Origin of the sequence: Providencia xihuensis (genome assembly GCF_041953405.1) — a bacterium.
Classification (GTDB): Bacteria; Pseudomonadota; Gammaproteobacteria; order Enterobacterales; family Enterobacteriaceae; genus Providencia; species Providencia vermicola.
Genome location: NZ_CP169565.1, coordinates 251336 through 277963 on the forward strand (window position 1 = coordinate 251336; position 26628 = coordinate 277963).

Consider the following 26628-nt stretch of genomic DNA (forward strand, 5'->3'; position numbering starts at 1 on the left):
CTTTTAGAACAATAATTTGAAAGATGCACATCTTGAGGGCTACAAAATGCAGGAAAGTTATAAAGTTCTTGTCGTCGATGATGATATGCGTTTACGTGCACTGCTGGAGCGTTACCTCACTGAACAAGGCTTTCAGGTCAGGAGTGCTGCAAACGCCGAACAAATGGACAGGATCCTGACGAGGGAATCTATTCATCTGATCGTGTTAGATTTAATGCTTCCAGGTGAAGATGGCCTATCAATCTGCCGTCGTTTACGTAGCCAAAATAACCCAATCCCGATCATTATGGTTACGGCAAAGGGTGAAGAAGTTGACCGTATTGTTGGTTTAGAAATCGGGGCGGATGACTATATTCCTAAACCGTTCAACCCACGTGAGCTGCTGGCTCGTATTCGCGCCGTATTACGCCGCCAAGCAAATGAATTGCCAGGTGCGCCATCTCAGGATGACGCAGTCATTACCTTTGGTAAATTTAAGCTAAATCTTGGAACGCGTGAAATGTTCCAAGGTGATGAAAATATGCCACTGACCAGTGGCGAGTTTGCGGTATTAAAAGTGTTGGTTTCTTATCCAAGGGAGCCGCTATCTCGTGACAAGCTCATGAGCCTAGCAAGAGGCCGCGAGTACAGTGCGATGGAACGTTCAATTGACGTTCAAATTTCGCGTCTGCGCCGCATGGTTGAAGAAGACCCGGCGCACCCACGCTATATTCAAACGGTTTGGGGCTTGGGCTATGTGTTTGTTCCGGATGGAAGTAAAGCATGAAGCGACTGAGGTTCTCACGACGTAGTACATTTTCTCGTTCGTTGTTTTTATTTGTTGCGCTGCTGTTCGCGAGCTTAGTGACCAGCTATATGGTGGTATTGAATTTTGTTGTGATGCCTAGCTTACAACAATTCAATAAAGTCCTTGCGTACGAAGTTAGAACATTGATGACCGAGAAAATGGTTCTACAAGATGGGACCTCAGTGCGGGTTTCCCCCGCTTTGCGTAAGAAAATCTACAATGAATTAGGTATTACGTTCTATGCCCATTCTGCTGCCATGGAGGAAGGGCTGAATTGGGCTAAAGAGTATGATTTTCTGAGCGAACACATGTCGCAATACTTAGGCGGTAAGGCAAATGTTCATCTTGAGCTTGGCCGTGAGTATCCGATTTTGTGGTTAACGTCTTATCTCGCCCCAGATATTTGGGTGCGAGTACCTCTGACTGAAATTGGTCAAAACCAGTTTTCCCTTGTTTTCAGGTATACCTTAACCATTTTCCTCACGATCTTTGCAGGGGTATGGCTGTATATTCGCTACCAAAACAAGCCATTACTTGAATTGGAGTACCATGCAGGGGAGGTCGGAAAGGGCTTTGTATTGCCCCCGATGCAAGAAAAGGGGGCAACGGAAGTTAGGGCAGCAATTCGGTCTTTTAACCACATGGCTGCTGGGATTAAAACCCTTGAAAATGACCGAACTGTCTTGATGGCAGGGGTTAGCCATGACTTAAGAACACCATTAACTCGTATCCGCTTAGCGACAGAAATGATGAGCCCAGAAGACAGCTATCTGGCAGAGTCTATCAACAAAGATATTGAAGAGTGTGATGCGATTATTGGTCAATTCATGTCTTACCTGAAAACAGGTCAAGAGATGGATATGGAATTCTGCGATCTCAACGCGATTCTGATGGAAGCAGTCAATTCAGAAAGCAGTGTGGTTGGCGAAATCGAAACAGCGTTAGAACCTGGATCCATGATTGTGAACGGTAACCCGTTGGCCATCAAACGTGCAATCACTAATATGATTGTAAATGCGTACCGCTATGGAAATGGCTGGATCAAAGTCAGCAGTGGAAAAAACGAAGATTTTGTCTGGTTCCAAGTGGAAGATGACGGCGCGGGTATCAAAGACGAAGATATCCACCGCTTATTCCAACCGTTCGTGCAAGGCGAAAAAGCACGAAGTAATACAGGGACAGGCTTGGGGCTAGCGATTATACGCCGTATAGTGGACGCCCATGAAGGGAGCATTGAGATCCACAAAAGTGAGCGCGGCGGGTTTGCAATACGGGCTTTACTTCCTCTTAAAGAGAAAGAAGACTGATATGCCTACAACTTGCACTATTTAGATCTATCTTTCTAAAATAATGCCATTAATTGGGCTCAAATTGTTTTGGGCCTTTCCCTGAATTTTCATATCTGCACGGTTGCGTCCAGCTGCTCGGTGCTGGATTCTTAATACCACCCGCTTAATAAATTTCCTTCTTATCTGTTCATTTATCAATGCTAGAATCGTTATATAAAAGACGCAATAGGTACCTTGCTTGGATAATCAGTGCAAATAAAATCATTATGGTAAATATTATGTCAGTTCATATTAGTGCAACTAAAATCATTCATACTTTATCCAAAAGCTTAAAAACATGCTCAAATTTTTTGTTTAATAAAAATAAAGGGAGTGTTTCGGGGCAGATGAAAAATGTAATGAATACGAATATTACAAATGTTTTACAAAAGGAAAAGAAAATAACACTGAAGGAACCGGTAGTTGGCAACTCGATTACAAAAGTTGCTGTACAACCATCAGAAAAACAAGCTGAACCAAAGCTATCCACCGCTTTACCAATGTCGATATCTCAGCCAGTACCACCACCACCACCAATGCCTGATACTCTTCCAGTACAACGATTACCAACAACTGAATTACCTAAACATGAAGTGTCAGTTAGGACAGAGGCAAAGCATACGGTATTAAATCGACAGTTGACAGATAAAGTCGCCTCAGGTTTATTTGAAGAAATGGCAAAATTGCAAAGGTTTAAGGATGCGGGAAAGGAATGCAATAAGCCAGAATATGCCGCAAAGGAACTGACTGAAAGTGAAGCAGCAGTGCTAAAATTGAAAAATTCAGTTATTAAAAAGAATCAAAAAGTAGGAGTTTTTTCTGCTGCTAGTCTTGAAGAAAGTTCACTATTTAGGAAATTACAGGCAAAAGCGAAAATGGAAGACGATATTAGTCCTAAAAAACCTTCTTTAGAATCAACTTGTTCTCCTGCTATTAACAAATATATTGAACATGAAAGACAGTCGAAAAAAGATCTAGAAGCAAAAAAAGAAAGTATGAAAGCTGAGCTGATTGCTAGAGTCGCTAATCCAATGCTACGTAAAACAGGGATTAAGCTATCGTAATGTTATTTTGTTTTTTCTTTCGATAAACTCGCGAATGCGGGTTTATTTTTTTATAGATAAAATAATTTAAGACTTTTTTATGACAATACATCATTTCGTTATTATGGATGCTTTTTTTCTTACTTATTGATTTTATTTGAGATTAAATATATTCCTTTTTGTTTTTTTCCTAAGCTAGGTGTGAATACAGTCAATTGTCATAAAACTGTCATAAAAACGACATGTTGTCGTAACTAAATTGTCCTATTTTTCCTACCGTGACATACACCCAACAATTTTATACTTGATTGTTTCTATACATCCCCGGAGGGATTATGAAAATGACGCGTACCACCTTAGCAAGCGTAATGGCAGCAACTTTGTCTCTGACTGCAATGTCTTCTTTTGCTGCTACCAGCCTGACCGGAGCTGGCGCGACCTTCCCTGCTCCTGTTTATGCGAAGTGGGCAGACTCTTATCAGAAAGAAACAGGTAATAAAGTGAACTATCAGGGGATTGGCTCTTCTGGTGGTGTAAAACAGATTAATGCAAAAACAGTTGATTTCGGTGCGTCTGATGCGCCATTGACTGATGAAAAACTAAAAGAAGATGGTTTGTTCCAATTCCCTACCGTTATTGGTGGTGTGGTGTTGGCGGTTAACGTAAAAGGCATCGAATCAGGTCAACTGACTTTAGATGGCAACACATTAGGTGATATCTATTTAGGTAAAATCACCAAATGGAATGACCCAGCTATTGCAAAATTAAATCCGAAAGTGAGCTTACCAGACCAAGCTATTGCGGTGGTTAGACGTTCTGATGGTTCAGGTACTACATTTGTTTTCACCAGCTACTTAGCAAAAGTAAGTGCGAATTGGAAAGATGAAATTGGTGCGGGCTCAACCGTTAACTGGCCGAAAAACAGCGTAGGCGGTAAAGGTAACGATGGTGTTGCCGCATTCGTACAACGTCTGCCAGGCTCTATCGGCTATGTGGAATATGCTTACGCAAAACAAAATAATCTTGCGTATACTAAGTTAGTTTCTGCGGATGGCGAAGCGGTATCACCAACAGGCGAAAGTTTCAGCGCAGCAGCGAAAAAAGTTGACTGGTCGAAGTCGTTTGCTCAAGACCTGACTAATCGTGATGGTGCAAACGCATGGCCAATCACGTCAACAACGTTCATCTTAGTACACAAAGAACAAGCCAATGCTGAAAAAGGCAAAGCCGTTCTCGACTTCTACAACTGGGCGTACGATAAAGGCGGTAAACAAGCAGAAGCGCTGGATTACGCCGTTTTACCTCAAGAGGTTGTAACAGCTGTTCGTGCAGCATGGAAAACAGAAATTAAAGATAGCCAAGGTAAAGCATTGTTCTAATGCACCTCGGGTTGGAAATGGCGGGTAAGTACTGAGGAACAGGGCTTACCCGCTCATTGTTGTAACACAATCCTACAGTACAAGTAGGAATGGAAAGAGAACAAAGCGCATGGCCGAAAAAACAACGGCATTTAGAGCTCCCAGCAAATCAGGTGATGTAATTTTTGGTGCACTGGTAAAGATTGCCGCGCTAATCACTTTGTTAATGCTAGGTGGCATCATTATTTCCCTTATTTTTGCGTCTTGGCCAAGTATGCAGAAGTTTGGGTTTTCGTTTTTATGGACCAAAGAGTGGGATGCGCCTGCAGAACAGTTCGGTGCCCTTGTGCCAATCTATGGCACCATTGTAACCTCGTTAATCGCCCTGATTATCGCCGTCCCCGTCAGTTTCGGTATCGCGTTGTTCTTAACGGAGCTTGCGCCAAACTGGCTAAAACGTCCATTAGGGATTGCTATTGAATTGCTTGCCGCCATTCCCAGTATCGTTTACGGGATGTGGGGCTTATTCGTTTTCGCACCACTATTTGCAGAATATTTCCAAGAGCCAGTTGGCAACGTGATGTCGAGTATTCCAATTGTCGGTGAATTATTTTCAGGCCCTGCATTCGGGATAGGTATTTTAGCGGCGGGGATTATCCTCGCGATTATGATTATTCCATACATTGCGTCTGTTATGCGTGATGTGTTTGAACAAACCCCTGTGATGATGAAAGAGTCAGCCTACGGGATTGGCTGTACCACTTGGGAAGTGATTTGGAACATCGTATTGCCGTATACCCGTAACGGGGTAATAGGCGGGGTGATGTTAGGGTTAGGCCGTGCATTGGGTGAAACCATGGCGGTAACCTTCGTGATTGGTAATACCTACCAGCTCGATAGTGCATCCCTCTTCATGCCAGGAAACAGTATTACTTCCGCACTAGCGAATGAATTTGCGGAAGCAGAAAGTGGCTTACATACCTCAGCGCTGATGGAACTTGGGCTTATCCTGTTTGTTATCACGTTTATTGTGTTGGCGATTTCCAAGTTGATGGTAATGCGTCTTGCGAAGAATGAGGGGCGTTAATATGTCGGAATATCAACCTTTTATCGTCAATGAGAAAGAACGCGCACGCCGTCAAGCATGGCGCCGCCAAGTTAACAGAATGGCACTGCTTGTCTCAATGTTGACCATGGCATTCGGGCTGTTCTGGTTAGTGTGGATTTTATTTTCGACGGTGACCAAAGGGATTGACGGTATGTCCCTTAACCTGTTTACCGAGATGACGCCACCACCAAATACAGAAGGTGGTGGTTTAGCGAATGCGATCGTCGGAAGTGGTTTATTAATCCTGTGGGCTACCGTGATTGGAACACCTTTAGGGATTTTAGCGGGGATTTACTTGGCAGAATACGGTCGTAAATCATGGCTAGCATCTGTGACCCGCTTTATTAATGACATTCTGTTATCAGCACCATCTATTGTTGTTGGTCTGTTTGTGTATACCATCGTGGTTGCGCAAATGCAGCACTTCTCTGGATGGGCAGGGGTGATTGCGCTGGCATTGCTGCAAATCCCTATTGTTATTCGTACCACTGAAAACATGCTGAAACTGGTACCAGATAGCTTGCGTGAAGCGGCTTATGCTCTTGGAACGCCGAAATGGAAAATGATTTTATCCATTACATTAAAGGCATCTGTATCTGGGATTATTACAGGGATCTTACTGGCAATTGCGCGTATTGCGGGAGAAACCGCACCGCTCCTGTTTACTTCACTGTCGAACCAGTTCTGGAGTACAGATATGAGCGAACCCATTGCTAACTTACCTGTAACGATTTTCAAATTCGCAATGAGCCCATTCTCCGAATGGCAAGAGCTCGCATGGGCTGGGGTGCTGTTAATTACCCTGTGTGTCCTGCTGATTAACATCATTGCCCGCGTTGTGTTTGCACAGAAAAAACACTAAGCGCCCAGATAAATAAAGATTTAGAGAGAAAGTAACCATGATTAATGCAAATGAAATTGCAAACAGTAAAATTAAAGTCCGTGACCTCAACTTCTTTTATGGCAAGTTTCACGCACTGAAAAATATCTCTTTAGACATTGAAAAAAATAAAGTAACAGCGTTTATCGGCCCATCAGGTTGTGGTAAATCGACGTTATTGCGTACGTTTAATAAAATGTATGAACTGTACGGTGAACAACGCGCTGAAGGTGAAATTTTACTGGATGGTCAAAATATCCTGACGGACAAACAAGATATCGCATTATTACGTGCAAAAGTGGGGATGGTGTTCCAGAAACCAACGCCATTCCCAATGTCCATCTATGACAACATTGCATTTGGTGTGCGTTTATTTGAAAAGCTATCTCGCGTGGAAATGGATGAGCGCGTGCAGTGGGCACTTACCAAAGCAGCGCTGTGGAATGAAACCAAAGACAAATTGCACCAAAGTGGTTACAGCTTGTCGGGTGGGCAGCAACAACGTCTGTGTATTGCGCGAGGTATTGCAATTCGCCCAGAAGTGTTATTGCTGGATGAGCCTTGTTCAGCATTGGATCCTATTTCCACAGGGCGTATTGAAGAGTTAATCAGTGAGTTAAAATCAGAGTATACGGTCGTGATTGTTACCCACAACATGCAACAAGCGGCACGTTGTTCTGATTACACAGCATTTATGTATTTAGGTGAACTGATTGAGTTTAATCATACCGATAAGATGTTCACCACCCCAGAAATGAAACAAACTGAAGATTATATTACTGGCCGCTACGGTTGATATGGAGCCGACGATGGATACGCTGAATCACAATAAACATATATCTGGGCAGTTCAATGCGGAACTGGAACATATCCATACTGAATTAATGACAATGGGAGGGCTGGTCGAAGAACAGCTCACCAAAGCCATTACGGCAATGCATAACCAGGATGAAGCCCTAGCGCGCGAAGTTATCGAAAATGACCACAAAGTCAATATGATGGAAGTGGCCATTGATGAAGAGTGCGTCAAAATTATTGCCAAGCGCCAGCCAACGGCGAGTGACTTGCGACTGATTATGTCAATTTCAAAAACGATTGCGGAGTTGGAAAGGATCGGCGACGTTGCCGATAAAATCTGCCAAACCGCATTGGAGAAATTTTCGCAGCAACATCAGCCGCTTCTCGTGAGTTTAGAATCGCTAGGCCGCCACACAGTGCAAATGTTGCATGATGTGCTAGATGCGTTTGCGCGAATGGATCTCGAAGAGGCGATTCGTATTTACCGCGAAGATGAAAAAGTTGACCAAGAGTACGAAGGCATTGTCCGTCAGCTTATGACCTATATGATGGAAGACCCGAGAACAATTCCAAGCGTATTGACGGCGTTGTTCTGCGCACGCTCAATCGAGCGTATCGGTGACCGCTGCCAAAATATCTGTGAGTTTATTTTCTACTATGTGAAGGGGCAAGATTTCCGGCATGTAGGTGGTGATAATTTAGAAAAAATGCTCACCAAATAAATTTTCGTCATCCTTCGTGCTGTGGCGGTGTTGGCTGTACTCGGCTACTCGGGTCACATACTTGTGTATGCTCCCCGAGATATCCTCGCTTGCCGCCTAGCCACAACGCGAATGATTTAGAAAATTAAATACTCGATATGTTTTGTGTAGTGGCGGTGTTGACTGTACTCGGCTACCCGGGTCACATACTTGTGTATGCTCCTAATTTTCGTCACCCTTCGTGCTGTGGCGGTGTTGGCTTCATTCGGCTACTTGGGTCACATACTTGTGTATGCTCCCCGAGATATCCTCGCTTGCCGCCTAGCCACAACGCGAATGATTTAGAAAATTAAATACTCGATATGTTTTGTGTAGTGGCGGTGTTGGCTGTACTCGGCTACCCGGGTCACATACTTTAGGGGGAACTGTGTTTGCCGCCTTGCTACAGCACGAACTATTTAGAGCATTGATGCTGGTTATGGGCGATTGCAGGCATGAGGTTAATGCATTCGATAGCCTATCTATTTCGATGAATACACTAAAACGTTTTTATACAGACTTTCTTCTTGCTCAATAAGAGTCTATTGATGGTGTAAGCCATATTCGGGGGCCTTTGTTACAAAGTTTGCCCTTTTTTTTGTACTGCTTTATATTCCATTTGGTTATAAATATATTATTTAATATTATTTCAGGTGCTAAGAGATAGTTGATAGCTTGTGATGGTCGATTTACATAAATTTACCACTAGGGGTATTCAATGAAAGCTCGTATTCTGACGACTGTTTTACTTACAGGTTTGGCGCTGACAGCGAATGTCGCTAGCGCAGATAAATTAGATGATATTAAACAAGCGGGTGTGATCCGTATTTCCGTATTTGATAGCAACCCACCGTTTGGTTTTATTGACCCACAAACAAAAAAATTAGCAGGTTATGACGTTGATATCGCACAAGAAATTGCAGATGGTTTAGGTGTAAAACTTGAACTGCGTCCAACGAACCCTGCAAACCGCATTCCACTGCTGACATCGGGTAAAGTAGACTTGATTGGTGCGAACTTTACGATTACCGATGAGCGTGCAAAACAGGTTGATTTCTCAATCCCTGATTTCGCCACGGGCCAAAAATTTATTGCCCGTAAAGGTGTATTAAAAACCCCTGATGATATCAAACCACTGCGTATTGGTGCAGATAAAGGAACTGTGCAGGAAGTGACGCTGCGTGAACGTTTCCCTGACACTAAAGTGATTTCTTATGATGATACTCCGCAAGCATTCGCAGCGCTGCGTAATGGTAACGTGCAAGCTATCACGCAGGATGATGCAAAACTAGTGGGATTACTAGGTAACTTACCTGAGAAAGTCAAAGCGGACTTTGAAATTTCCCCCTTTAGCTTAACCAAAGAGTATCAAGCTCTGGCAGCTAGCAAAGGCGAAACGCGCTTAGTGGAAAACGTGAATGAAACGCTGCTGAAATTGGAAAAAGACGGTAAAGCTGAAGTCATTTATAACCGTTGGTTTGGTCCAGACACGAAAGCGGCACAACCACGCGGTGACTTCAAATTTGCCCCATTGAGTGAGCAACAACCACAGTCGTAATCGACAATAGCAAGTACTGAGTGATTTGAAACCCTGCACTGTGTGCGGGGTTCTTGGTTATACGGGGTGAGGTTTTTCGTCACAGGGTGTGAAAGAAATAGGTCGTGAACTATGTTTGAGAAATTTGTCAGTGGTGATTTTTGGTCTGCACATCTTCTAGCGCCTCAGTACCTTGAATGGTTCGGTTATGGCTTTGTTTTAACAGTCTGGATTTCGATTTGCACCATTATTGCCGCCACCTTTTTAGGCTTTTTAGTTGCATCAGCAAAGGATAGCCAGATTGCTCTTTTGCGTTGGGCAGTCAGTATCTATATTTCTATTTTTAGAAACACGCCTTTGTTGGTGCAGTTATTTTTTTGGTATTTTGCCTCGGGGGAAATACTGCCTTCAGCCGCAATGGAATGGCTAAATACTCCCCATGAAATCAACATATTTGGGCTTACCGTGGGTTGGCCGTCCTTTGAGTTTTTAGCAGGTTTTATTGGGTTAACGTTATATACCGTCCCTTTTATTGCGGAAGAAATTCGTGCAGGGATCCGTGGGGTACGCCAAGGGCAAAAATATGCCGCGTTCGCACTGGGGCTCACTTCATGGCAAGCAATGAAATTAGTGGTCTTGCCTCAAGCAGTCAAAATCGCAATGCCGCCGTTGTTGGGGCAATATATGAATGTCGTGAAAAATTCCTCATTAACCATGGCAATTGGCGTCGCGGAGCTCTCTTATGTGTCTCGTCAAGTCGATAGCCAAACGTTACAAACCTTCACCGCATTTGGTGTGGCCACCGTGTTGTATATCGCCATTATTGCCCTGATGGAAGGTTGGGGACAATGGCGCTTGCAACGAAACTTGGCTCAGGGGGTATAATATGGACTTTTCAGTGATCGAGCAAAATTGGCAATATTTACTGTTTGGTACTTTCCCTGATGGCCCGTTAGAAGGGGCAGCGTTGACACTCGTGATTAGCCTGCTAGCAGGGGCGGCATCGATTGTCTTAGGGACACTAGGTGGTATTGCTTTGGCAATGTTACGTGGTTTTTGGGTTAATTTATTCGCGGCAGTTTTAGGCTTTTTCCGTGCAATTCCAGTCATCATGTTAATATTTTGGACTTACTTCTTGTTGCCCATTTTGTTAGGTACGGAAATTCCTGGGATTACCACGGTAGTTTGTGCACTCGCCTTAATCACTTCTGCTTATTTAGCACATGCTGTGAAAGCAGGGATCTTAGCGATAGGTGCAGGGCAATGGCAGGCAGGGTTGTCCCTTGGTTTTAACCGTTGGCAGGTATTGTGGAATATCGTTTTACCTCAAGCATTGCGAATGATGGTGCCGTCATTTATCAACCAATGGGTGGCGCTGATTAAAGATACCTCATTAGCCTATGTCGTTGGTGTGGCTGAGCTATCTTTCTTAGCAACTCAAGTGAATAACCGCGAAATGGTTTACCCGTTGGAAGTTTTCTTATTCGTGGCATTTATCTATTTTGTGATGTGTTTTACGGTAGAAATTGTTGCCAATGTGGTGGCGAAAAAACTCAGTGCACAAAACGGCCCGCACAAGTCTGTGGTAAAACGCAGTTTATTGTTTTGGCGTAGACAAAAATTACTGGCGCTATCCTAAATTTTAATGGCGGTTTTTATACCGCCATTCTCCAAATTCTATTTTTATTCTTTTTCTTGATTCATCGCGTTGTATCAGTTAGTTAGGACATTTTGCCTGTTGATTTTTACGCAATCGTTTTCTTTTTCGATTTTTAATTGTAGTATAGGGCGAAAAAAACTTTTTTTGGGCGCGATATCTAATGAGTAATCAATCTTCTAGCTCGGCACAATCGCAGAGCTTGTTTCAGCGTGTTTTTAAATTACAAGAACACGGCACAACTGCACGAACTGAAGTTGTTGCTGGCTTCACGACCTTCCTGACGATGGTGTATATCGTCTTTGTTAACCCACAAATTTTATCAATTGCAGGCATGGATATTAAAGCCGTGTTTGTTACCACCTGCTTGATTGCCGCTATAGGCAGTATTTTGATGGGCTTATTGGCTAATTTACCGATTGCGGTCGCACCAGCGATGGGGCTGAATGCCTTTTTTGCGTTTGTGGTAGTTGGCGCGATGGGATATTCATGGCAAGTCGCAATGGGTGCTGTTTTCTGGGGCGCAGTTGGCTTGTTTATCCTGACATTATTCCGCATTCGTTATTGGATTATTGCCAATATTCCCCTGAGTCTACGTGTGGGGATCACCAGCGGTATCGGTCTGTTTATTGCGATGATGGGGCTGAAAAACTCGGGTATTATCGTGGCAAACCCAGACACTTTGGTATCTATTGGTAACTTAACACATCATAACGTATGGTTAGGGGCGTTGGGCTTCTTTATTATCGCCATCTTAGCGGCGCGTAATATTCATGCGGCGGTGTTAGTGTCGATTGCGGTGACCACCTTAATTGGTCTGGCGCTGGGCGATGTAAAATACACGGGCATTTTCTCTATTCCACCAAGTGTTACCAGCGTCGTTGGGCAAGTGGACTTCGCTGGCTCATTAGATTTAGCGTTATCTGGCGTGATTTTTGCTTTCATGTTAGTCAACTTGTTTGACTCATCGGGCACCATGATTGGTGTGACTGACAAAGCGGGGATCACCAATGAACGTGGGACTTTCCCTCGTATGAAGCAAGCCCTATATGTTGATAGCTTAAGCTCTGTAGCGGGTTCGGCGATGGGAACCTCATCAGTCACCGCGTATATTGAAAGTTCTTCAGGGGTATCAGTTGGTGGGCGTACGGGGTTAACGGCAGTTGTTGTGGGTATCTTATTCCTATTAACCATGTTTATCTCTCCACTTGCGGGTATGGTTCCTGCTTATGCAACTGCAGGTGCATTGATTTACGTGGGTGTGTTGATGACTTCAAGTCTGACTCGCGTGAAATGGGATGACTTAACTGAATCAGTACCTGCGTTTATTACCGCAGTTATGATGCCGTTTAGCTTCTCGATCACAGAAGGGATCGCGCTAGGGTTTATCGCATACTGTGCGATGAAAATTGGGACAGGGCGCTGGCGTGACTTGGGTCTGTGTGTGATTTTAGTCGCGGTTATGTTTCTGCTTAAAATGGTTTTAGTCGACGCCTAATACTCGTCATACTTCAAGCTGTGGTGTTGTTGTCTTTTCTCGGTTACTCGGGTCACATACTTATGTATGCTCCCCGAGATAACCTCGATTGACGCCTAGCCACAACTTGAATTGTTTAGAATATTATTCAGTCTAATTTGTTTAGTGGCACAAATTTTTTAACATTATTTAATGAGCTCATCATTTCTCTTTCTTCTATTCGAATCCCTCTACATGCAACACAAATTATTTAAGGTATAATCAATAAAGTACTATTGCGAAGGCAGGGTGGAATAAAAAATCCGCTGAAATTGCAAACTAGTGCTTTCCCCCTTAATGGGATCCTGCTAGATTTCGCAGCAGAAACTGACTTTATCAAGGTATCAGACCATGAATGCACCAAAAAAACCGACAGCTAAGCCAAAGAAAAAATACCGTAAAACCAAAGAAGAATTGAACGCGGAAGGCCGTGAACGTAAACGCGAGAAAAAACATCGTGGTCATAAAGCTGGCAGCCGTTATGAAGAACAAGCATCCAACAAGCAAAATGGTGGGCAAAACGCCTCTGCTGACCCGCGTTTAGGCAGCAAAAAACCAGTCCCTTTAATTGTGGATGAAAAACACATTACCAAACCTGTTGTTGAGAAAAAACAGCCAGTCGTTAAAGAAAAACTGACGCCTGAAAAAGAGTTAGAACTGTTAGAAAGCGATGATCGCTTAGATAGCTTACTTGCGCGCCTAGAAGATGGCGAAACGGTTAACGCTGAAGAGCAAAAATACATCAATACTTGTTTAGACCGTATTGATGAACTAATGAGTATTTTAGGCATTGAATATGCTGACGAAGAAGAAGAGGAAGAAGACGAAGATAAACTCGATGACATCATGCGCATCTTAAAAAGCAAATAACTTCGTTTAATCATCCCTCGCGCTAGCGGGGGATGCGTCTGTTTTTTCTACAAACACACTTTTCTTTGATGTTGCATCAAGTCTCTTTTTTCTAACATCTTTATAATACTCGTCATATTTAAAGCTGCAGCGTTGTTGGCTACGTTCATTCGCACGAGTCTCATACTTATGTATACTCCTAGCGACTCATTCACTTGCCGCCTAGCTGCAACTTGAAATATTCAGAGTCTATAACGTTATGTATGCTATAAAATTTTTATACCACCGAATAACAAATTAAATAAGGTGCAACCCGTTGTCATGGTTTGAGCTTTTGGTCAATTGAGGAATGTTATGTCAGAGCAAAATATTGTTTGGGATCTTTCTCTCATTCAAAAATACAATTATTCAGGGCCACGTTATACGTCGTATCCCACCGCTTTGGAATTTAATCAAGACTATGATGAAAAAGCGTTTATTAGTGCGACAACGCGTTTTCCAGACCGTCCGTTATCACTCTATGTCCATATTCCTTTTTGCCATAAGCTGTGTTACTTCTGTGGTTGCAATAAATTAGTGACACGCCAAAAGCATAAGGCGGATGAATATTTAAAAGTTATTGAAAAAGAAATTATTCAACGTGCATCTTTACTAAAAAATCGCACTGTCACACAAATGCATTGGGGCGGAGGTACACCAACTTATCTTGATAAAGCCCAAGTTAGTCATTTGGTCGGTTTATTGAAAAAACATTTTCATTTTGCAGATGATGTGGAAATGTCCATTGAAGTTGACCCGCGTGAAATCGAGCTTGATATGATTGATCACCTACGCCATGAAGGATTTAATCGCCTAAGCATGGGGGTACAAGACTTCAATAAAGAAGTTCAGGTGTTGGTAAATCGAGAACAAGACGAAGACTTCATCTTTGCCTTGATTAAACGCGCTAAAGAGACAGGCTTTACATCAACCAGTATTGACCTAATTTATGGTTTACCAAAACAGACGCCAGAAAGCTTTGCTTTTACACTGAAAAAAGTCGCTGAGTTATCACCCGACCGTTTAAGCGTGTTTAATTATGCTCACTTGCCAAATTTATTTGCCGCGCAGCGCAAAATTAAGGATGCGGATTTACCAAGTGCAGAACAAAAACTCGATATTCTACAAGACACGATTGCGACGTTAACCAAAGGCGGCTATCAGTTTATTGGGATGGATCACTTTGCCCGCCCTGAAGATGAACTTGCTGTAGCGCAGCGTGAGGGGATATTGCACCGTAACTTCCAAGGCTATACTACCCAAGGTGATTGCGATCTCTTAGGGTTAGGCGTTTCGGCGATCAGTATGTTAGGGGATAACTACGCGCAGAATCAGAAAGACTTAAAAACTTATTATGCACAAGTTGAAGAGCAGGGACATGCCCTGTGGCGAGGTTTAGTCCTAACTGATGATGATTGCTTGCGCCGTGATGTGATTAAAACGTTAATTTGTAACTTCCAACTAGATTTTGCACAAATAGAAGCTCTGTACCCGATTGATTTTAAATCTTATTTTAAAGAAGATTTGGAATTGCTAAAGCCAATGGCAGAAGATGGGCTGGTGGAAATAACCGAAACAGGTATTAAGGTGACACCGCAAGGGCGCTTGCTGATCCGCAATGTTTGCATGTGTTTTGATGTGTATTTGCGGGGGCAGATGAGGCAACGGCAGTTTTCCCGTGTCATCTAAATACTCTTCATATTTCGCCCTGTCGCGTTGTTGGCTGCGTTCGCTAACCCTAGTCACATACTTTATGTATGCTCCTAGGGCTTAGCTTCTCTTGCCGCCTAGCGGCAGAACGAACTATTTTGAGTATTGAATATTCGTCATATTTCGCCCTGTCGCGTTGTTGGCTGCGTTCGCTAACCCTAGTCACATACTTTATGTATGCTCCTAGGGCTTAGCTTCTCTTGCCGCCTAGCGGCAGAACGAACTATTTTGAGTATTGAATATTTGTCATATTTCGCCCTGTCACGTTGTTGGCTGCGTTCGCTAACCCTAGTCACATACTTTATGTATGCTCCTAGGGCTTAGCTTCCCTTGCTGCCTAGCGGCAGAACGAACTATTTTGAGTATTGAATATTCGTCATATTTCGCGCAATAGCGGCGTTGGCTTTATTCGGCTACTCGGGTCACATACTTTTGTATGCTCCCCGTGATATCCGAATTTTGCCGCCTTGCTCTAGCACGAACTATTTTGAGTATTACATTGTGATATCAATTCTAGTTATCAATTTTTTCAATTAGCTGATAAGCGGCATTAATGCGGTCGGGGATCGGATACCATTTATTGGCAAGGATCACCACGGCGACTTGTTCTTCTGGAAGAAACACGGCATAAGTGGCAAAGCCATTGGTTGACCCTGTTTTATTATAAAATGCACGGGTTTCTGGTGGCATTGCGGGTTTAATTGCTTCGACTTTTTGTGGCTGTAATGCCATTTCATCACGGTTACCTTGTTGTAATTGTGATAAAGAAACTGGCCACGGGTAACTTTCCCACATCATATCTTGCACAAATGAATCGGTTAGATATAACCCCGTGTGGGTATCTTCAACGGCTTCTTGCCACGATTTTGCGACTTTTACCGTTTGCATATTAATTTCAAGAAAACGAATTAAATCTTTCGCGTTCGATTTTAAACCATAAGCCTCAGCATCTAGAATTTGCGGAGTGACTCGTACAGGTTGGTCTTTTTTATTGTAGCCCTGTGCATAATTTTTTTGTTGATTCTTAGGCACATGAATATAAGTATGCTTGAGGCCAAGGGAAGGCAGCATCAATTTTTCCATGGCTTGTTCAAAAGGCATTTTTAACTGTTTTGCTGCCACAATACCTAATAATCCCACCCCTAAATTAGAGTATGAACGAAACTGACCAATCGCTTTTTCAGGGATCCAGTTTTGGTAATAACGCGTTAATTCCATTGAATTTGTTATTGTTTCAGGTACAAACAAAGGTAAGCCCGATGTATGGGTTGCAAGATTCATAACGCTAATGTGGTCAAAGGCAGAACCTTTTAATTCAGGCAGATAATGACTCACTGTTTGTGAAAAATCTAATTTTCCCTGCACTTGTGCATAGGCAGCCAAAGTTGCTGTGAAAGTTTTAGACAGCGATCCAATTTCAAACAGCGTATTGTTATTGACAGGCTCTTGGGTTTGTTTGGATTGCACGCCATAGTGGTAAATATAGCGTTTACCTTCCATGGAAATGGCGACAGACATCCCTGGAATACCTTGCTTTTTCATCAACGGTTTAATGATGTTATCAACATCCTGTTGGCTTAACGCGTTGGCTGAAAGGGTCGTAAAAGCCAAACTAAGAGCGACAAAAATCCGCCCCTGACGAAAAAGATTTCTCATAGAGTTGTCCAATTAAATAAAAGTTTAAGTTATTGATAGCTGATTTTGAAAAGTACTTCAGTACGACAAATAAGTGCCGTAATATAGCATTTATTCGGTTAAAGTAGCCGTTGAGCAAGAGTATGCGTGTTTTAAGCTATTTTTTAAAACGATATAAAATTCGATGAGCCAAAAGAAAATCTTATGTCAGGAAATTACCGTCATCGCCTCCCACTTAATGCACTTCGTGCATTTGAGGCATCTGCCCGGCATTTAAGTTTTACGCGAGCGGGGCTTGAATTGAATGTCACTCAGGCTGCAGTAAGCCAGCAAGTTCGGTTGCTGGAAGAACAGCTAGGCTTGGAATTATTCATTCGGTTATCAAGAGGGTTAGCATTAACAGATGAAGGCTTGGCTCTGTTACCTGTGTTGAGTCGTTCTTTTGATCAAATCGAATCGTTATTGTTGCAATTTGAAGATGGTCATTATCATGAAGTGTTAAGTATCTCAGTCGTGGGAACCTTTGCAGTAGGTTGGCTATTACCGCGTTTAAGCAAATTTTCTGATTTATACCCCTATATTGATTTACGTATTATGACCCACAATAACGTGGTCAATTTAGCGGCGGAAGGGGTTGATTTTGCTATTCGCTTTGGGGAGGGCTTATGGCCATTAGTGGAAAATACACCTTTATTTTCGACTTCCCATACAGTGCTATGCACAGAAAAAGTCGCTGCTAATTTAATATCACCAGTGGATTTAAAAGATCACAATTTACTGCGCTCTTATCGTAAAGATGAGTGGGAAAAGTGGTTTTTTGCTGCACAAGTCGAGCCATGGCGAGTGAAAGGGCCTGTGTTTGACTCCTCTCGCTTAATGGTTGAGGCCGCAATATTAACGGATAGTGTTGCATTAGTGCCAAGCTGTATGTTTGAGCACGAAATTAGCGCTGGAGCACTCGTTCAGCCTTTCGATATTGGTGTGACATTAGGGGGATACTGGCTAAGTCGTTTAAAGTCGAAGCCGATGACATCGGCAATGATGATTTTTCAGCAGTGGATATTAGAAGAGGCACAATTAAGTTAAGCCAGCACAACAATGTGACTGGCTTAGGTAACGTTAATTTGCAGTTTATCTGAGGGCCATGCTTTAAAACACAAGCGTTTCGGCCTCATATAAACTTTTTTTGTCATGAATAAAGTTATTTGCATGATTTAATGGATTATAGTCGGTGAAAAAATAGGCGGGGTCGATATCGAATATTTGGCAAAGTTGGAATAACGTATCAACATGGATATTTACCTCTCCATTTTCATAGCGAGATTGATGTTGTTGGCTAATTCCTAACAAGGCACTGAGTTCCTTGCCACTCATTCCGTAGCTTTCTCTTAATGACCTAATTTTCACACCAACAGATATGGATACTTTTTTGTTCATAATATTCCTTAATGAATGTTTATTAATATTACTTCGGATGTTGTTATTTATTTTAATTTAGCTAACTCTTTTATATCTTTATCCGATAATAAATCATAAAAGTTAACTTCAAAGTAATTAACATATTGGGCTAAACGGTCTAAATTAATACGGTTTATCCCTCGTTCGTACCTTGATTGCTGTTGCTCACTAATTCCAAAATCATTAGCCATTTTAGATAATGGAATACCTTTCATTTTTCGATAATAAGTTATTTTACGACCGACTAATTTTGATGCAGGATAATTTTTCTGCATAGTAAACTCCTTTTATATCGGAACAACTATTTAAAAATGACTACTTTGACATAAAAAAGAATTTTAAATTAAAATTAGTTTTTTATATTGAATGACTACTCTAGCAGAGTGTAATTAATATAAAAATAGATATTGATCATTAAAATAAAAAATTTTAAAGAAAGTTAAATTATAAATACTGAATTTATTTCATATTGAAACATGAGCTTCTTATTATGAAGATATTTAAATGAACTGTTTCTAATCTATTATATCTAAACTGATGTACAATATATAAATTGTTAATATTATTTGTTGTTATTCATATGAAATATTTATTATGACAGTGCTATTTGCTGCGCCAGCTGTGATGTTATTGGCTGTTTTAACGTAACGAGCTTTCCAATTAAACAGGTATTCATTGGTTTGGATATTATTTTGTAGGCTGGTTTTGACCTTTAGCTTAATGGGTGTATTGTTTTTGTCCAGTAACTGGATTGCGATACCTGTCGCAGAATTTGCCCCCGTTAGTTTTATTTTTCCTGTTGTCTCATCAACATACCCAGCACTGCTGGTGACAGTAGCTTTAATATTGGTGCCCTTATCACAGGTTAATATCACGGGGATATTAACCATCTCACTGGTATCACCGATATTCTTAAACTGAGTATCAAACCAATCTCCAAGCTGTACGGAATAGTTAGCTGAAGTTGCTGTACACTTTACAACATTTATTCTGATACCATTTGTGGGCATATAGAGCGTGGATAAAATAAACGTTGAATTTGTCTTGGTATTTTCTTGTGAAAATTGGGCGAGCTGACCCCCTCGGATATAATTACTTGTAGTAATTCGACCTGTTTTCACGATTTCAGTTTTCCATCCTAGGTTTTCAAATCCCCATGACTGATCCGTATAGGCAATTCGGAAGGGAAACCAGATATTGCTGCTGTTAATTCCCACGCGAACACCAATCCCAGGGATATTAGTTGGGGCAATATTATTGGTTGAACTCCAGCCGTTTAAAAAACGCCCAACTTGCCATGCACCACAATCACTATTTGTCCCCGAGTGCGAACTACGCCACCCACTAAACATTGAGGTATTGATTGTTGCAAGCACAACATTGGTTCGCATATCATCATATTGTAGTGTGATAGTTTGATTTTGTAATGTACGTTGTAAATTATTAAAATTTGGGTTTTGATAGCAAGCTGCATTTGTATAAGCAGAAATGGATGATAAAAATCCAATAATAAATAAATGATAAACCTTCACTCATTTTCCTTTATGATTAATTTTAACTTATTTAAAATTTCTTGATTCTCTTTTTCATTTAAAATAAAAAAATGTGCTAGCTCAACGCCAAATATATTAGCATACTCATTTAACCTGTCTAAATTAATTCTATTGATCCCCCGCTCATATCGAGATTGTTGTTGTTCGCTAACACCAACGATAATTGCAAGTTCATGAAGGGACATGCCCTTCATTTTTCGATAATAAGTTATTTTATTTCCAATAATTCTAGATACTGGATAATACTCAGGCATTTAACCACCTCTAATTAGAAATAGAACAAGACACTATTTATTAATGATAAACAAAATTGAATTCTAGATGGCTACGAAATGAACCTGGCTCCATACCACTGCCATAACCGGCTACGCGAGCAGAAAATGGAAACTCCACACTGCGTGTTTGGCTGTTCACGGGAATAGTGATTTTTGCACCATTTTTAAGGGTAGTTTTGCTGGTGCCATCCGCTAAATTTAAGGCGACATTTTTTGCCGTACCGTTATTAATAAAATAGTCGGGAGTGATGGTATCAGGTGTACCAGATAAGGTCATAATGGCTTCTTGAGTCGCCACTGGGCAATTTTTCAATTTTACTGAAAAATCCACCCAAGGGGATTTTTGAGTATCTTTAATATTCCAAATATTGATTTTTTTCAGGTCAATCACATAGTTTGTGGTATCTAATTCACACGGCATAGCCGTAACATAGCCATGAACATTGATATTAATTTGCTGGTCGGCGGCAAACAGTGAGCCAGATACCAGCAATAATGAAAGTGCAAATTTTTTCATTATTTCATTCCTTTTCTTATAAATAGGTAATGGTGGCGGTAATATTGGCAGAAATAGACCCTGGTACCACATTACCCACGGCACTGTAAGCACGGGTACGTAATGGAATGGCAATATCTGACTGTCCATTCAATGGCACCTGTAAGACTTTTAAATTACCTAGGGGAGTAGCTCCGTCATCACTTTGTAATTGCACGGCGACATTTTTTGCGGTGCCTAAGTTTTTATATAAGCTATTGGTGGTATCCCCTGTTTCAGCGGTACCTGTAAAGGTCAATTTGATTTGGTTCACAAATGACGAGCAGTTATTTAAGTTAATATTAAACGTATTCCAAGTAGAACCTGTTTGTGCGCCATTAAAAATATCAATTGGCAAACGTTTCAAATCAATATCGATATTATTACCGCCAGAAATATTACAGGTGGCGGCTTTAATATTACCGGTGAAATTAACAGTAATATTTGTACCTGCAAAAGAGGATAAATGCACAGCGAATAAATTTATCGACAAAATAGCGAGTAATATTTTTTTCATACAATTATTCCTACTCATAGCGAATATTAATAGTGGCAGTGCCATTTGCAGGGCCTGGGGTAATTTTATCGGCAGTTTTAATATAGCGCGCTTTCCAACCGAAAATATAATCGCCTGCGGCGACATTATCTTTTATGGTTCGTTTACTGTTTAAAGGGATATGGTTTTTATTAGCATCAATAATTTGTATCGCAACCCCAGTAGCTTTATCGGCTCCCCCTGACAAGGCTAATTGGCCTTGTGCTGCATTAACAGTGCCACTGGTTGCTGTGACGGTTGCTTTAATATTGGTGCCAGCCATACAGGTTAATGTAATGGGGATATCGACTTCTGTACTGGTACTACCAACTGAAGGGAATTGAGTATCATACCAATCACCTAAATTAATCGTTGGTACGGGGCTTTTTAATGAGCAGCTTAATACGTTTATATAAATGGAATTAGCAGGTATAACTAATGTTGATAAATACCATGTACTATTGCTTGGTGCTGTATTTGTCTGAGTTAGATTTGCAACATTACCTGATTTAATATAACCCGACTGGGTAACTTGCTTTGTTTTCACAACGCTTATATACCAATTGTTTGTCATAAGGGCCCAGCCACCAGTCGTAGTTGGGCCAAATACAGTATTTAAATCCCCAATGGCAACGGTTGCGACTCTAATTCCAATACCATCAATATTTGTTGGCGCTATTTTATTAGCATTAGGAGACCAGCCTGCAAGGTAGGTTCCTCTCAGGTATGATGTACCACAACCAGTAGCATTAGGTGCAAAAGTGTTTACTCCTGGAGTAGAAAAGGGGATCGTAATAGTGCGTAAGGTTTCATTTGTACTCAAATTATCAAACATGACATTGATAGGAGTTTGTGTGGCTACATTCGCTCTTATATTATTGAGATTAGGATTTTGCGTACAAGCCGCAGTCGCATATCCTGAATATAAATATACACAACTAGCCGCTAATATTGATTGAAAAATTAATTTTCTCATTTTCTATTTCCTTATTATCGGCAAACCGCAGTGGTTTTATATAAGCCCATATAATCCGAAATACCTGCTAAGTTATAATTTACTTGGCATTGTTGTTTCTCGTTATATTGAATAATAAACTGCCCACTTTCTGCTAAGCCGGATAAATACACTTCACCGTCATTACCGACAAGGCTATTTAATTGGTTGTTATCGTTAAAGATGGCCTGTGCCCCAAATGGTACTGGTTTACCGTCAACAAAGGTCAGCGCCATAATCGCACGGTAACCAACGTTTGCCGCAAAGCTGGCTTTCACTAAGGCGCCACGGCTTGGTGCGACGGTTTGGCTGGTTAACTCCATTTCGGTATTGTCGGGTAACGCGGAAGTATCGATATCCACGGTATTTTTACGGTAAGCCGTCATGTACGGCACTAACGCATAACCTTGGTTATTGGTTACCACGCCAGCTTGATTCATAATCGGTACATCCCCTGCATTCGGGATTTCCACAAGGGCGGCGGTCTCACCCAACTGTTGCCCTAACACTAGCCCGTTTGAGTGTGCGACTAAGCTGCCGTTCACCCCGTAATAGAGGTTATAGTTGTCTTTGCTGTAACCCGAACCACCAGACACTTCACCATATTGCCCTTTATAGGAGGCATTTAAGTTACCTGTTGTTCCCGTTTCTTGATTGGTAAAGCCTTGTTGCATGCTCCAATTTAAACGGTTATTAAGCTGGGATGCAGACACCCCCATGCTACCTGTGCTGGAGTCACGGCTGCTATGGTTGCTAACAAAGTTGATGTACGCCGTGTCATCAAACAAGCTAAACGGAATATTGACCGAGAACGTGAATAAGTGGTCTTCATCACTCTGGTTTTTCGTTCCCGTAGTGTATGAATAGCTGCTGGTGTTCTTGTTATAGGTATAATTCAGCCCATAGCTGATCCCTTGCCAGCTATTGTTATAACCCAGCGTAGCAGACTGTGTTTTGCGGTCGCTGTTCCAATAATCTTCGTTGACGTAACCCGCTGAAATCGAACCGTAAGTATCCCCCAGATTTTGACTCAAGGTAATTTCCCCGCGATTACGGCGGCGTTCAATTTCAGGCACATAGTTGGTATCACGGAAGGTATCGAACACTTCCGATAAGCTGTAAAATCCTTCTGTGGAATAACGATAACCCGCTAAGGCGATATTGGTGCCGATATCATTCAGGTTTTTGTTATAGCGAAAACGGTAGGATTGCCCGCGCTCTTTGATGTCGCTACGCAACTTAGCGTAGGACTGGGTGACGTCAATAGATACCGCCCCAAATCGACCTAAGTTTTGCCCCGCACCCACTGAATAAGATTGATAATCTTCACTTAACTGGCTACCACCGTAGGCGGTCACGCCATGGGGTAAGCCATAAATCAAGGTAAACTGGCCAAATTTGGTTTTATCTACGTTGCTATCGTAAGAGCGATATTCACCCGCAGTGGCGCTATAGGCTAAATACCCTTCGCGTTGTAATACAGGGAGTGACGCAAACGGCACAATTTGTACTTGTTCGCTGCCATTCGACTCTTTTATCGTCACATGTAAGTCACCGCTGCTCCCTGTCGGGTAAAGATCGCTGATCTCAAACGGGCCTGCGGCCACGTCCGTTTGGTAAATGGTATAGCCATTTTGGCGAATGGTGATTTGTGCATTGCTGCGTGCTATTCCACGTACCACAGGGGCATAACCGCGTAAGCTTTCGGGGTACATATCGTCATCGGTAGCGAGTTGCGCCCCACGAAACGGCACGCTGTCAAACACTTGAGATGGCGATGTGCTATCTCCCAGTATTAACTGGCTTTTTAGGCTGTTGATACCACGGGATGCATAGGTGTAAATGGTATCCCATTTATTGGATTGCCCGCTGCTATTTGACCATGTGGTGTAGTTACGCAGGCGCCATGCCCCGATATTAATCCCTGGGCGCAGGTTCACGTAGTTTGACGTGGTATCTTCGCCGCCTTTACGGTCAGTATTTTTCGACCCACTGTAGCTGTAATTGAGCAGCAGGGCGGTGATGCCATTATCGATATCCGCTAAGTCCACGTAACCCCGCGGGTTTTTCGCCAGTGCGATTTGTGGAATGCTCAAATATAAACGTTGAGAATCAAAATCAAAGTCACTTTTGGCATCAGGAATAGCGGACAAATTGACACAGTTATTTTGGCTATTATTTAATTCAGGGTAATCCGCAATTTTAATATCAAAGCTTTTTAAATCATCGAGTGTTAAACATGGTGCTAATTTATTATCACTATTTTTATCAAACTTTAAACTTTTCGCGCCAATTAAATTGGTATTCACATAAATATCGACATAATAGCTGCCAGCTAATTGTTGGTTATTTTCAAATTGGCTTAAGTCCACCGCTTCTTTATTTGGCAATTCTAAAAAGTCAGGGTCAAAATACGTTTTTCCCTCAGCCGTATTATTGTTGGTCGGGTTTTCGGCGTATAAAGGTGCCGTATAGCCTAAATAAATGAATAGGCTAAGGCATATTTTATTTATTTTCATGTTCACAACCTACAAAGATATTGGGCTATATTTTTGCTTCAGACGCCTCAGCGGCAGAGCCATAATCATTAATCACTTCCCATTTCACGGTGCCGTGGGCTGCGTTGTCATTGACGTCAAAGGTGGCGCTAGAAAAGGGTGCTGCATAGGAGACATCACTCACTTTTTTGCCATTAAAGGTAATGCTTTGGAAATTCATAAAATAGGGTGTCGGGTTTTTTACGGTTAATTGATTACCCGATTTCGACCATGTCAGTTTTTTTTGTTGTTCTTCAAAGTTCACGTCTTTAATCGCTGAAGGGCGGTAAATCAATTTCATTTGTGTTTTAAAGGCAATTTGCAACGAATTTTCCGTGCGCTCGGTGGCAGGAATGGTTTTAATATTGAGCCAAAATAACGATTCTTTATCTTTGGGTAAGGTGTTCGCCGTTAAAAAGATACGCAGTGCATTGGTTTTATCGGCATTTAATCGGAATAATGGTGGTGTAATAGTAAAATCCGATTGTTTTTTTTCGTCGATGCCATCAATCCACGATTGAATTAAGTAAGGGATTTTATCGGGGTTTTCGACACTGATACTGACATCTTTATTCACTTCATTATAAATCACGCGGGTGCCGCCAATAATGACGCCAGCATTGGCGGTTTGCATAAATAAGAATAAAGATATAAAAAAACAAATTAAGCGTTTCATATTATCACCTAGTAATACAGGAATAAGGTTTAAGTCCGTTTAAACCTTAAAGTCCAATTAGTTATAATTGATTGTGAACGTTGCGGTGCCGTTAGCTGGACCAGTTGTTACCGTGTCAGACTTCGCAATATAACGCGCTCTAAAATCTAAGTTATTTTCCACATTTTGCTGTAATGGGTAGTTTTTAGATGCCGTAAACAGCGGAACAACGGTATTTATATCATCAGTAATTTGGATCCCTACACCTGTAGCCACACCCGCTTCTTCTTTTAGCTTGATAACCGTGTCATCTCCTAAATACGAGTCAGCATCGAATTTTACGGATGCCGTGGTGACGGTGGCAGGGCAGTTAATTAATTTGATGGTGAATTTAGTGGCAGCGGCAGTGCTTCCAGCGCTAGGTAATGCGGTTTTAGAAACTTTCCCTAAGTTCACTTTTAATGCATCAGAGCCTGCCGCTAATTCACAGGCTTGGTCGGTAATTTCACCCGTGAAATCGATAGTCCCGTCAGCAGCGAATGCATTATTAATAGCAAAAATAGACGACGTCGCAATTAACGTTGCGATGATATTCTTTTTCATTTATGACTCTCCAAGGAAGATATTTTATTTGATGGTATTGAGAGCGAGCTAAATATTCGCTTACTCAATTGGAGAGTATTTTGTGGTTATTTTTTCAAATAAACAAGTCAACTAAAAAATAGCATTAAATAATAATTTAATTTTATTTTTGGTTGTTTTAAAATAGAAAACACATTATGTGTTAGAGAATGGGCTTATGTTTTAAAATAAAAGAATTTTCATTTTTTATTCATGAATCACTAAAGTTAAATAAAAATAAAAACCTAGTAATAATTTTAGCGTGATTTTTAAATTTTATTCCTCTCGCATAATGTGATTTTTGGGTTTTTAATCTTAAGTCAAATTTTATTTTTGTTTGAAAAGAGAGCGAAATAACGAAAAACAATGATTGATATCGTAATATCTGAAAAGGTTGCTCAAAATAGTATACTCGAATTTCATTGTTTTTATAAAAAACATCTTCGTTATTACTAAAAATGCTTACAGTTATAGAATAAA

The 26628-nt window shown here is 41.4% G+C and carries 26 protein-coding genes; 15 read left to right on the top strand and 11 right to left on the bottom strand.

What is annotated here, in order from left to right:
* Positions 1-46: 46 nt before the first annotated feature.
* From ompR to hemN, 14 genes are all read left to right on the top strand, one after another.
* Positions 47-766, top strand: a complete 720-nt coding sequence (ompR, locus tag ACE2AL_RS01115; RefSeq protein WP_042847751.1) for a two-component system response regulator OmpR — start codon at positions 47-49, stop codon at positions 764-766.
* Positions 763-2094, top strand: a complete 1332-nt coding sequence (gene envZ / locus ACE2AL_RS01120) for a two-component system sensor histidine kinase EnvZ (RefSeq protein WP_206084984.1) — start codon at positions 763-765, stop codon at positions 2092-2094. The genes ompR and envZ overlap by 4 nt, the downstream gene beginning before the upstream one ends.
* Before the next feature lie 260 nt (positions 2095-2354).
* Positions 2355-3179: a hypothetical protein gene (locus ACE2AL_RS01125; protein WP_375083852.1), complete on the top strand. Its 825-nt coding sequence runs from the start codon at positions 2355-2357 to the stop codon at positions 3177-3179.
* A gap of 314 nt (positions 3180-3493) precedes the next feature.
* Positions 3494-4537 (top strand): phosphate ABC transporter substrate-binding protein PstS, encoded by a 1044-nt coding sequence (gene pstS / locus ACE2AL_RS01130; protein ID WP_206084975.1) that lies wholly within the window; start codon positions 3494-3496, stop codon positions 4535-4537.
* A 109-nt stretch (positions 4538-4646) separates the two neighbouring features.
* Complete coding sequence (gene pstC, locus ACE2AL_RS01135) at positions 4647-5603, top strand: phosphate ABC transporter permease PstC (protein ID WP_206084973.1); 957 nt, start codon at positions 4647-4649, stop codon at positions 5601-5603.
* A gap of 1 nt (position 5604) precedes the next feature.
* On the top strand, positions 5605-6486 hold the full coding sequence (gene pstA, locus ACE2AL_RS01140; protein WP_206084971.1) for a phosphate ABC transporter permease PstA: 882 nt from the start codon (positions 5605-5607) through the stop codon (positions 6484-6486).
* 37 nt (positions 6487-6523) lie between these two features.
* Positions 6524-7300, top strand: coding sequence for a phosphate ABC transporter ATP-binding protein PstB (gene pstB / locus ACE2AL_RS01145; protein ID WP_206084970.1), 777 nt, complete (start codon positions 6524-6526; stop codon positions 7298-7300).
* Between the two features lie 13 nt (positions 7301-7313).
* Positions 7314-8024 (top strand): phosphate signaling complex protein PhoU, encoded by a 711-nt coding sequence (gene phoU / locus ACE2AL_RS01150; RefSeq protein WP_206084968.1) that lies wholly within the window; start codon positions 7314-7316, stop codon positions 8022-8024.
* A gap of 736 nt (positions 8025-8760) precedes the next feature.
* Positions 8761-9600 carry an ABC transporter substrate-binding protein gene (locus ACE2AL_RS01155; RefSeq protein ID WP_206084966.1) on the top strand — a complete coding sequence of 280 codons (840 nt, stop codon included), beginning with the start codon at positions 8761-8763 and terminating at the stop codon, positions 9598-9600.
* 111 nt (positions 9601-9711) lie between these two features.
* Positions 9712-10464, top strand: coding sequence for an amino acid ABC transporter permease (locus ACE2AL_RS01160; protein ID WP_206084964.1), 753 nt, complete (start codon positions 9712-9714; stop codon positions 10462-10464).
* Position 10465: 1 nt separating this feature from the next.
* Positions 10466-11218 (top strand): amino acid ABC transporter permease, encoded by a 753-nt coding sequence (locus ACE2AL_RS01165; protein WP_206084963.1) that lies wholly within the window; start codon positions 10466-10468, stop codon positions 11216-11218.
* Between the two features lie 181 nt (positions 11219-11399).
* Positions 11400-12734, top strand: a complete 1335-nt coding sequence (locus ACE2AL_RS01170) for an NCS2 family permease (protein ID WP_206084961.1) — start codon at positions 11400-11402, stop codon at positions 12732-12734.
* Between the two features lie 369 nt (positions 12735-13103).
* Positions 13104-13622 (top strand): Der GTPase-activating protein YihI, encoded by a 519-nt coding sequence (gene yihI / locus ACE2AL_RS01175; protein WP_272538917.1) that lies wholly within the window; start codon positions 13104-13106, stop codon positions 13620-13622.
* 333 nt (positions 13623-13955) lie between these two features.
* The gene (gene hemN, locus ACE2AL_RS01180; protein ID WP_206084958.1) at positions 13956-15329 is read left to right on the top strand and encodes an oxygen-independent coproporphyrinogen III oxidase; all 1374 of its coding nucleotides are present in this window, start codon (positions 13956-13958) and stop codon (positions 15327-15329) included.
* 534 nt (positions 15330-15863) lie between these two features.
* On the opposite strand, the gene ampC is transcribed toward hemN, so the two are convergent.
* A complete protein-coding gene (gene ampC, locus ACE2AL_RS01185; RefSeq protein ID WP_206084956.1) occupies positions 15864-17006 on the bottom strand; it encodes a class C beta-lactamase in 1143 nt (380 codons plus the stop codon).
* Between the two features lie 183 nt (positions 17007-17189).
* Here ampC and ACE2AL_RS01190 point away from each other — a divergent pair, with 183 nt between their 5' ends.
* Positions 17190-18071 carry a LysR substrate-binding domain-containing protein gene (locus ACE2AL_RS01190; RefSeq protein ID WP_375083853.1) on the top strand — a complete coding sequence of 294 codons (882 nt, stop codon included), beginning with the start codon at positions 17190-17192 and terminating at the stop codon, positions 18069-18071.
* A 63-nt stretch (positions 18072-18134) separates the two neighbouring features.
* Here the strand turns inward: ACE2AL_RS01190 and ACE2AL_RS01195 are convergent, their stop codons facing one another.
* The 10 genes from ACE2AL_RS01195 to ACE2AL_RS01240 form a co-directional block, all read right to left on the bottom strand.
* On the bottom strand, positions 18135-18422 hold the full coding sequence (locus tag ACE2AL_RS01195; protein ID WP_272538918.1) for a helix-turn-helix domain-containing protein: 288 nt from the start codon (positions 18420-18422) through the stop codon (positions 18135-18137).
* Positions 18423-18469: 47 nt separating this feature from the next.
* Positions 18470-18718 carry a helix-turn-helix domain-containing protein gene (locus ACE2AL_RS01200; RefSeq protein ID WP_272538919.1) on the bottom strand — a complete coding sequence of 83 codons (249 nt, stop codon included), beginning with the start codon at positions 18716-18718 and terminating at the stop codon, positions 18470-18472.
* Between the two features lie 297 nt (positions 18719-19015).
* Positions 19016-19975: a fimbrial protein gene (locus tag ACE2AL_RS01205; RefSeq protein WP_375083855.1), complete on the bottom strand. Its 960-nt coding sequence runs from the start codon at positions 19973-19975 to the stop codon at positions 19016-19018.
* Complete coding sequence (locus ACE2AL_RS01210; protein ID WP_206084947.1) at positions 19972-20250, bottom strand: helix-turn-helix domain-containing protein; 279 nt, start codon at positions 20248-20250, stop codon at positions 19972-19974. Before ACE2AL_RS01210 ends, ACE2AL_RS01205 begins: the two co-directional genes overlap by 4 nt.
* Before the next feature lie 40 nt (positions 20251-20290).
* The gene (locus tag ACE2AL_RS01215) at positions 20291-20788 is read right to left on the bottom strand and encodes a fimbrial protein (protein WP_206084945.1); all 498 of its coding nucleotides are present in this window, start codon (positions 20786-20788) and stop codon (positions 20291-20293) included.
* Positions 20789-20804: 16 nt separating this feature from the next.
* Positions 20805-21323, bottom strand: coding sequence for a fimbrial protein (locus tag ACE2AL_RS01220; protein WP_206084943.1), 519 nt, complete (start codon positions 21321-21323; stop codon positions 20805-20807).
* Between the two features lie 10 nt (positions 21324-21333).
* A complete protein-coding gene (locus tag ACE2AL_RS01225) occupies positions 21334-22317 on the bottom strand; it encodes a fimbrial protein (protein ID WP_375083856.1) in 984 nt (327 codons plus the stop codon).
* A 14-nt stretch (positions 22318-22331) separates the two neighbouring features.
* The gene (locus ACE2AL_RS01230; RefSeq protein WP_375083857.1) at positions 22332-24854 is read right to left on the bottom strand and encodes a fimbria/pilus outer membrane usher protein; all 2523 of its coding nucleotides are present in this window, start codon (positions 24852-24854) and stop codon (positions 22332-22334) included.
* A 25-nt stretch (positions 24855-24879) separates the two neighbouring features.
* Positions 24880-25548 carry a molecular chaperone gene (locus tag ACE2AL_RS01235; protein WP_375083859.1) on the bottom strand — a complete coding sequence of 223 codons (669 nt, stop codon included), beginning with the start codon at positions 25546-25548 and terminating at the stop codon, positions 24880-24882.
* Positions 25549-25605: 57 nt separating this feature from the next.
* On the bottom strand, positions 25606-26130 hold the full coding sequence (locus ACE2AL_RS01240) for a fimbrial protein (protein WP_206084931.1): 525 nt from the start codon (positions 26128-26130) through the stop codon (positions 25606-25608).
* Between the last annotated feature and the right edge of the window lie 498 nt (positions 26131-26628).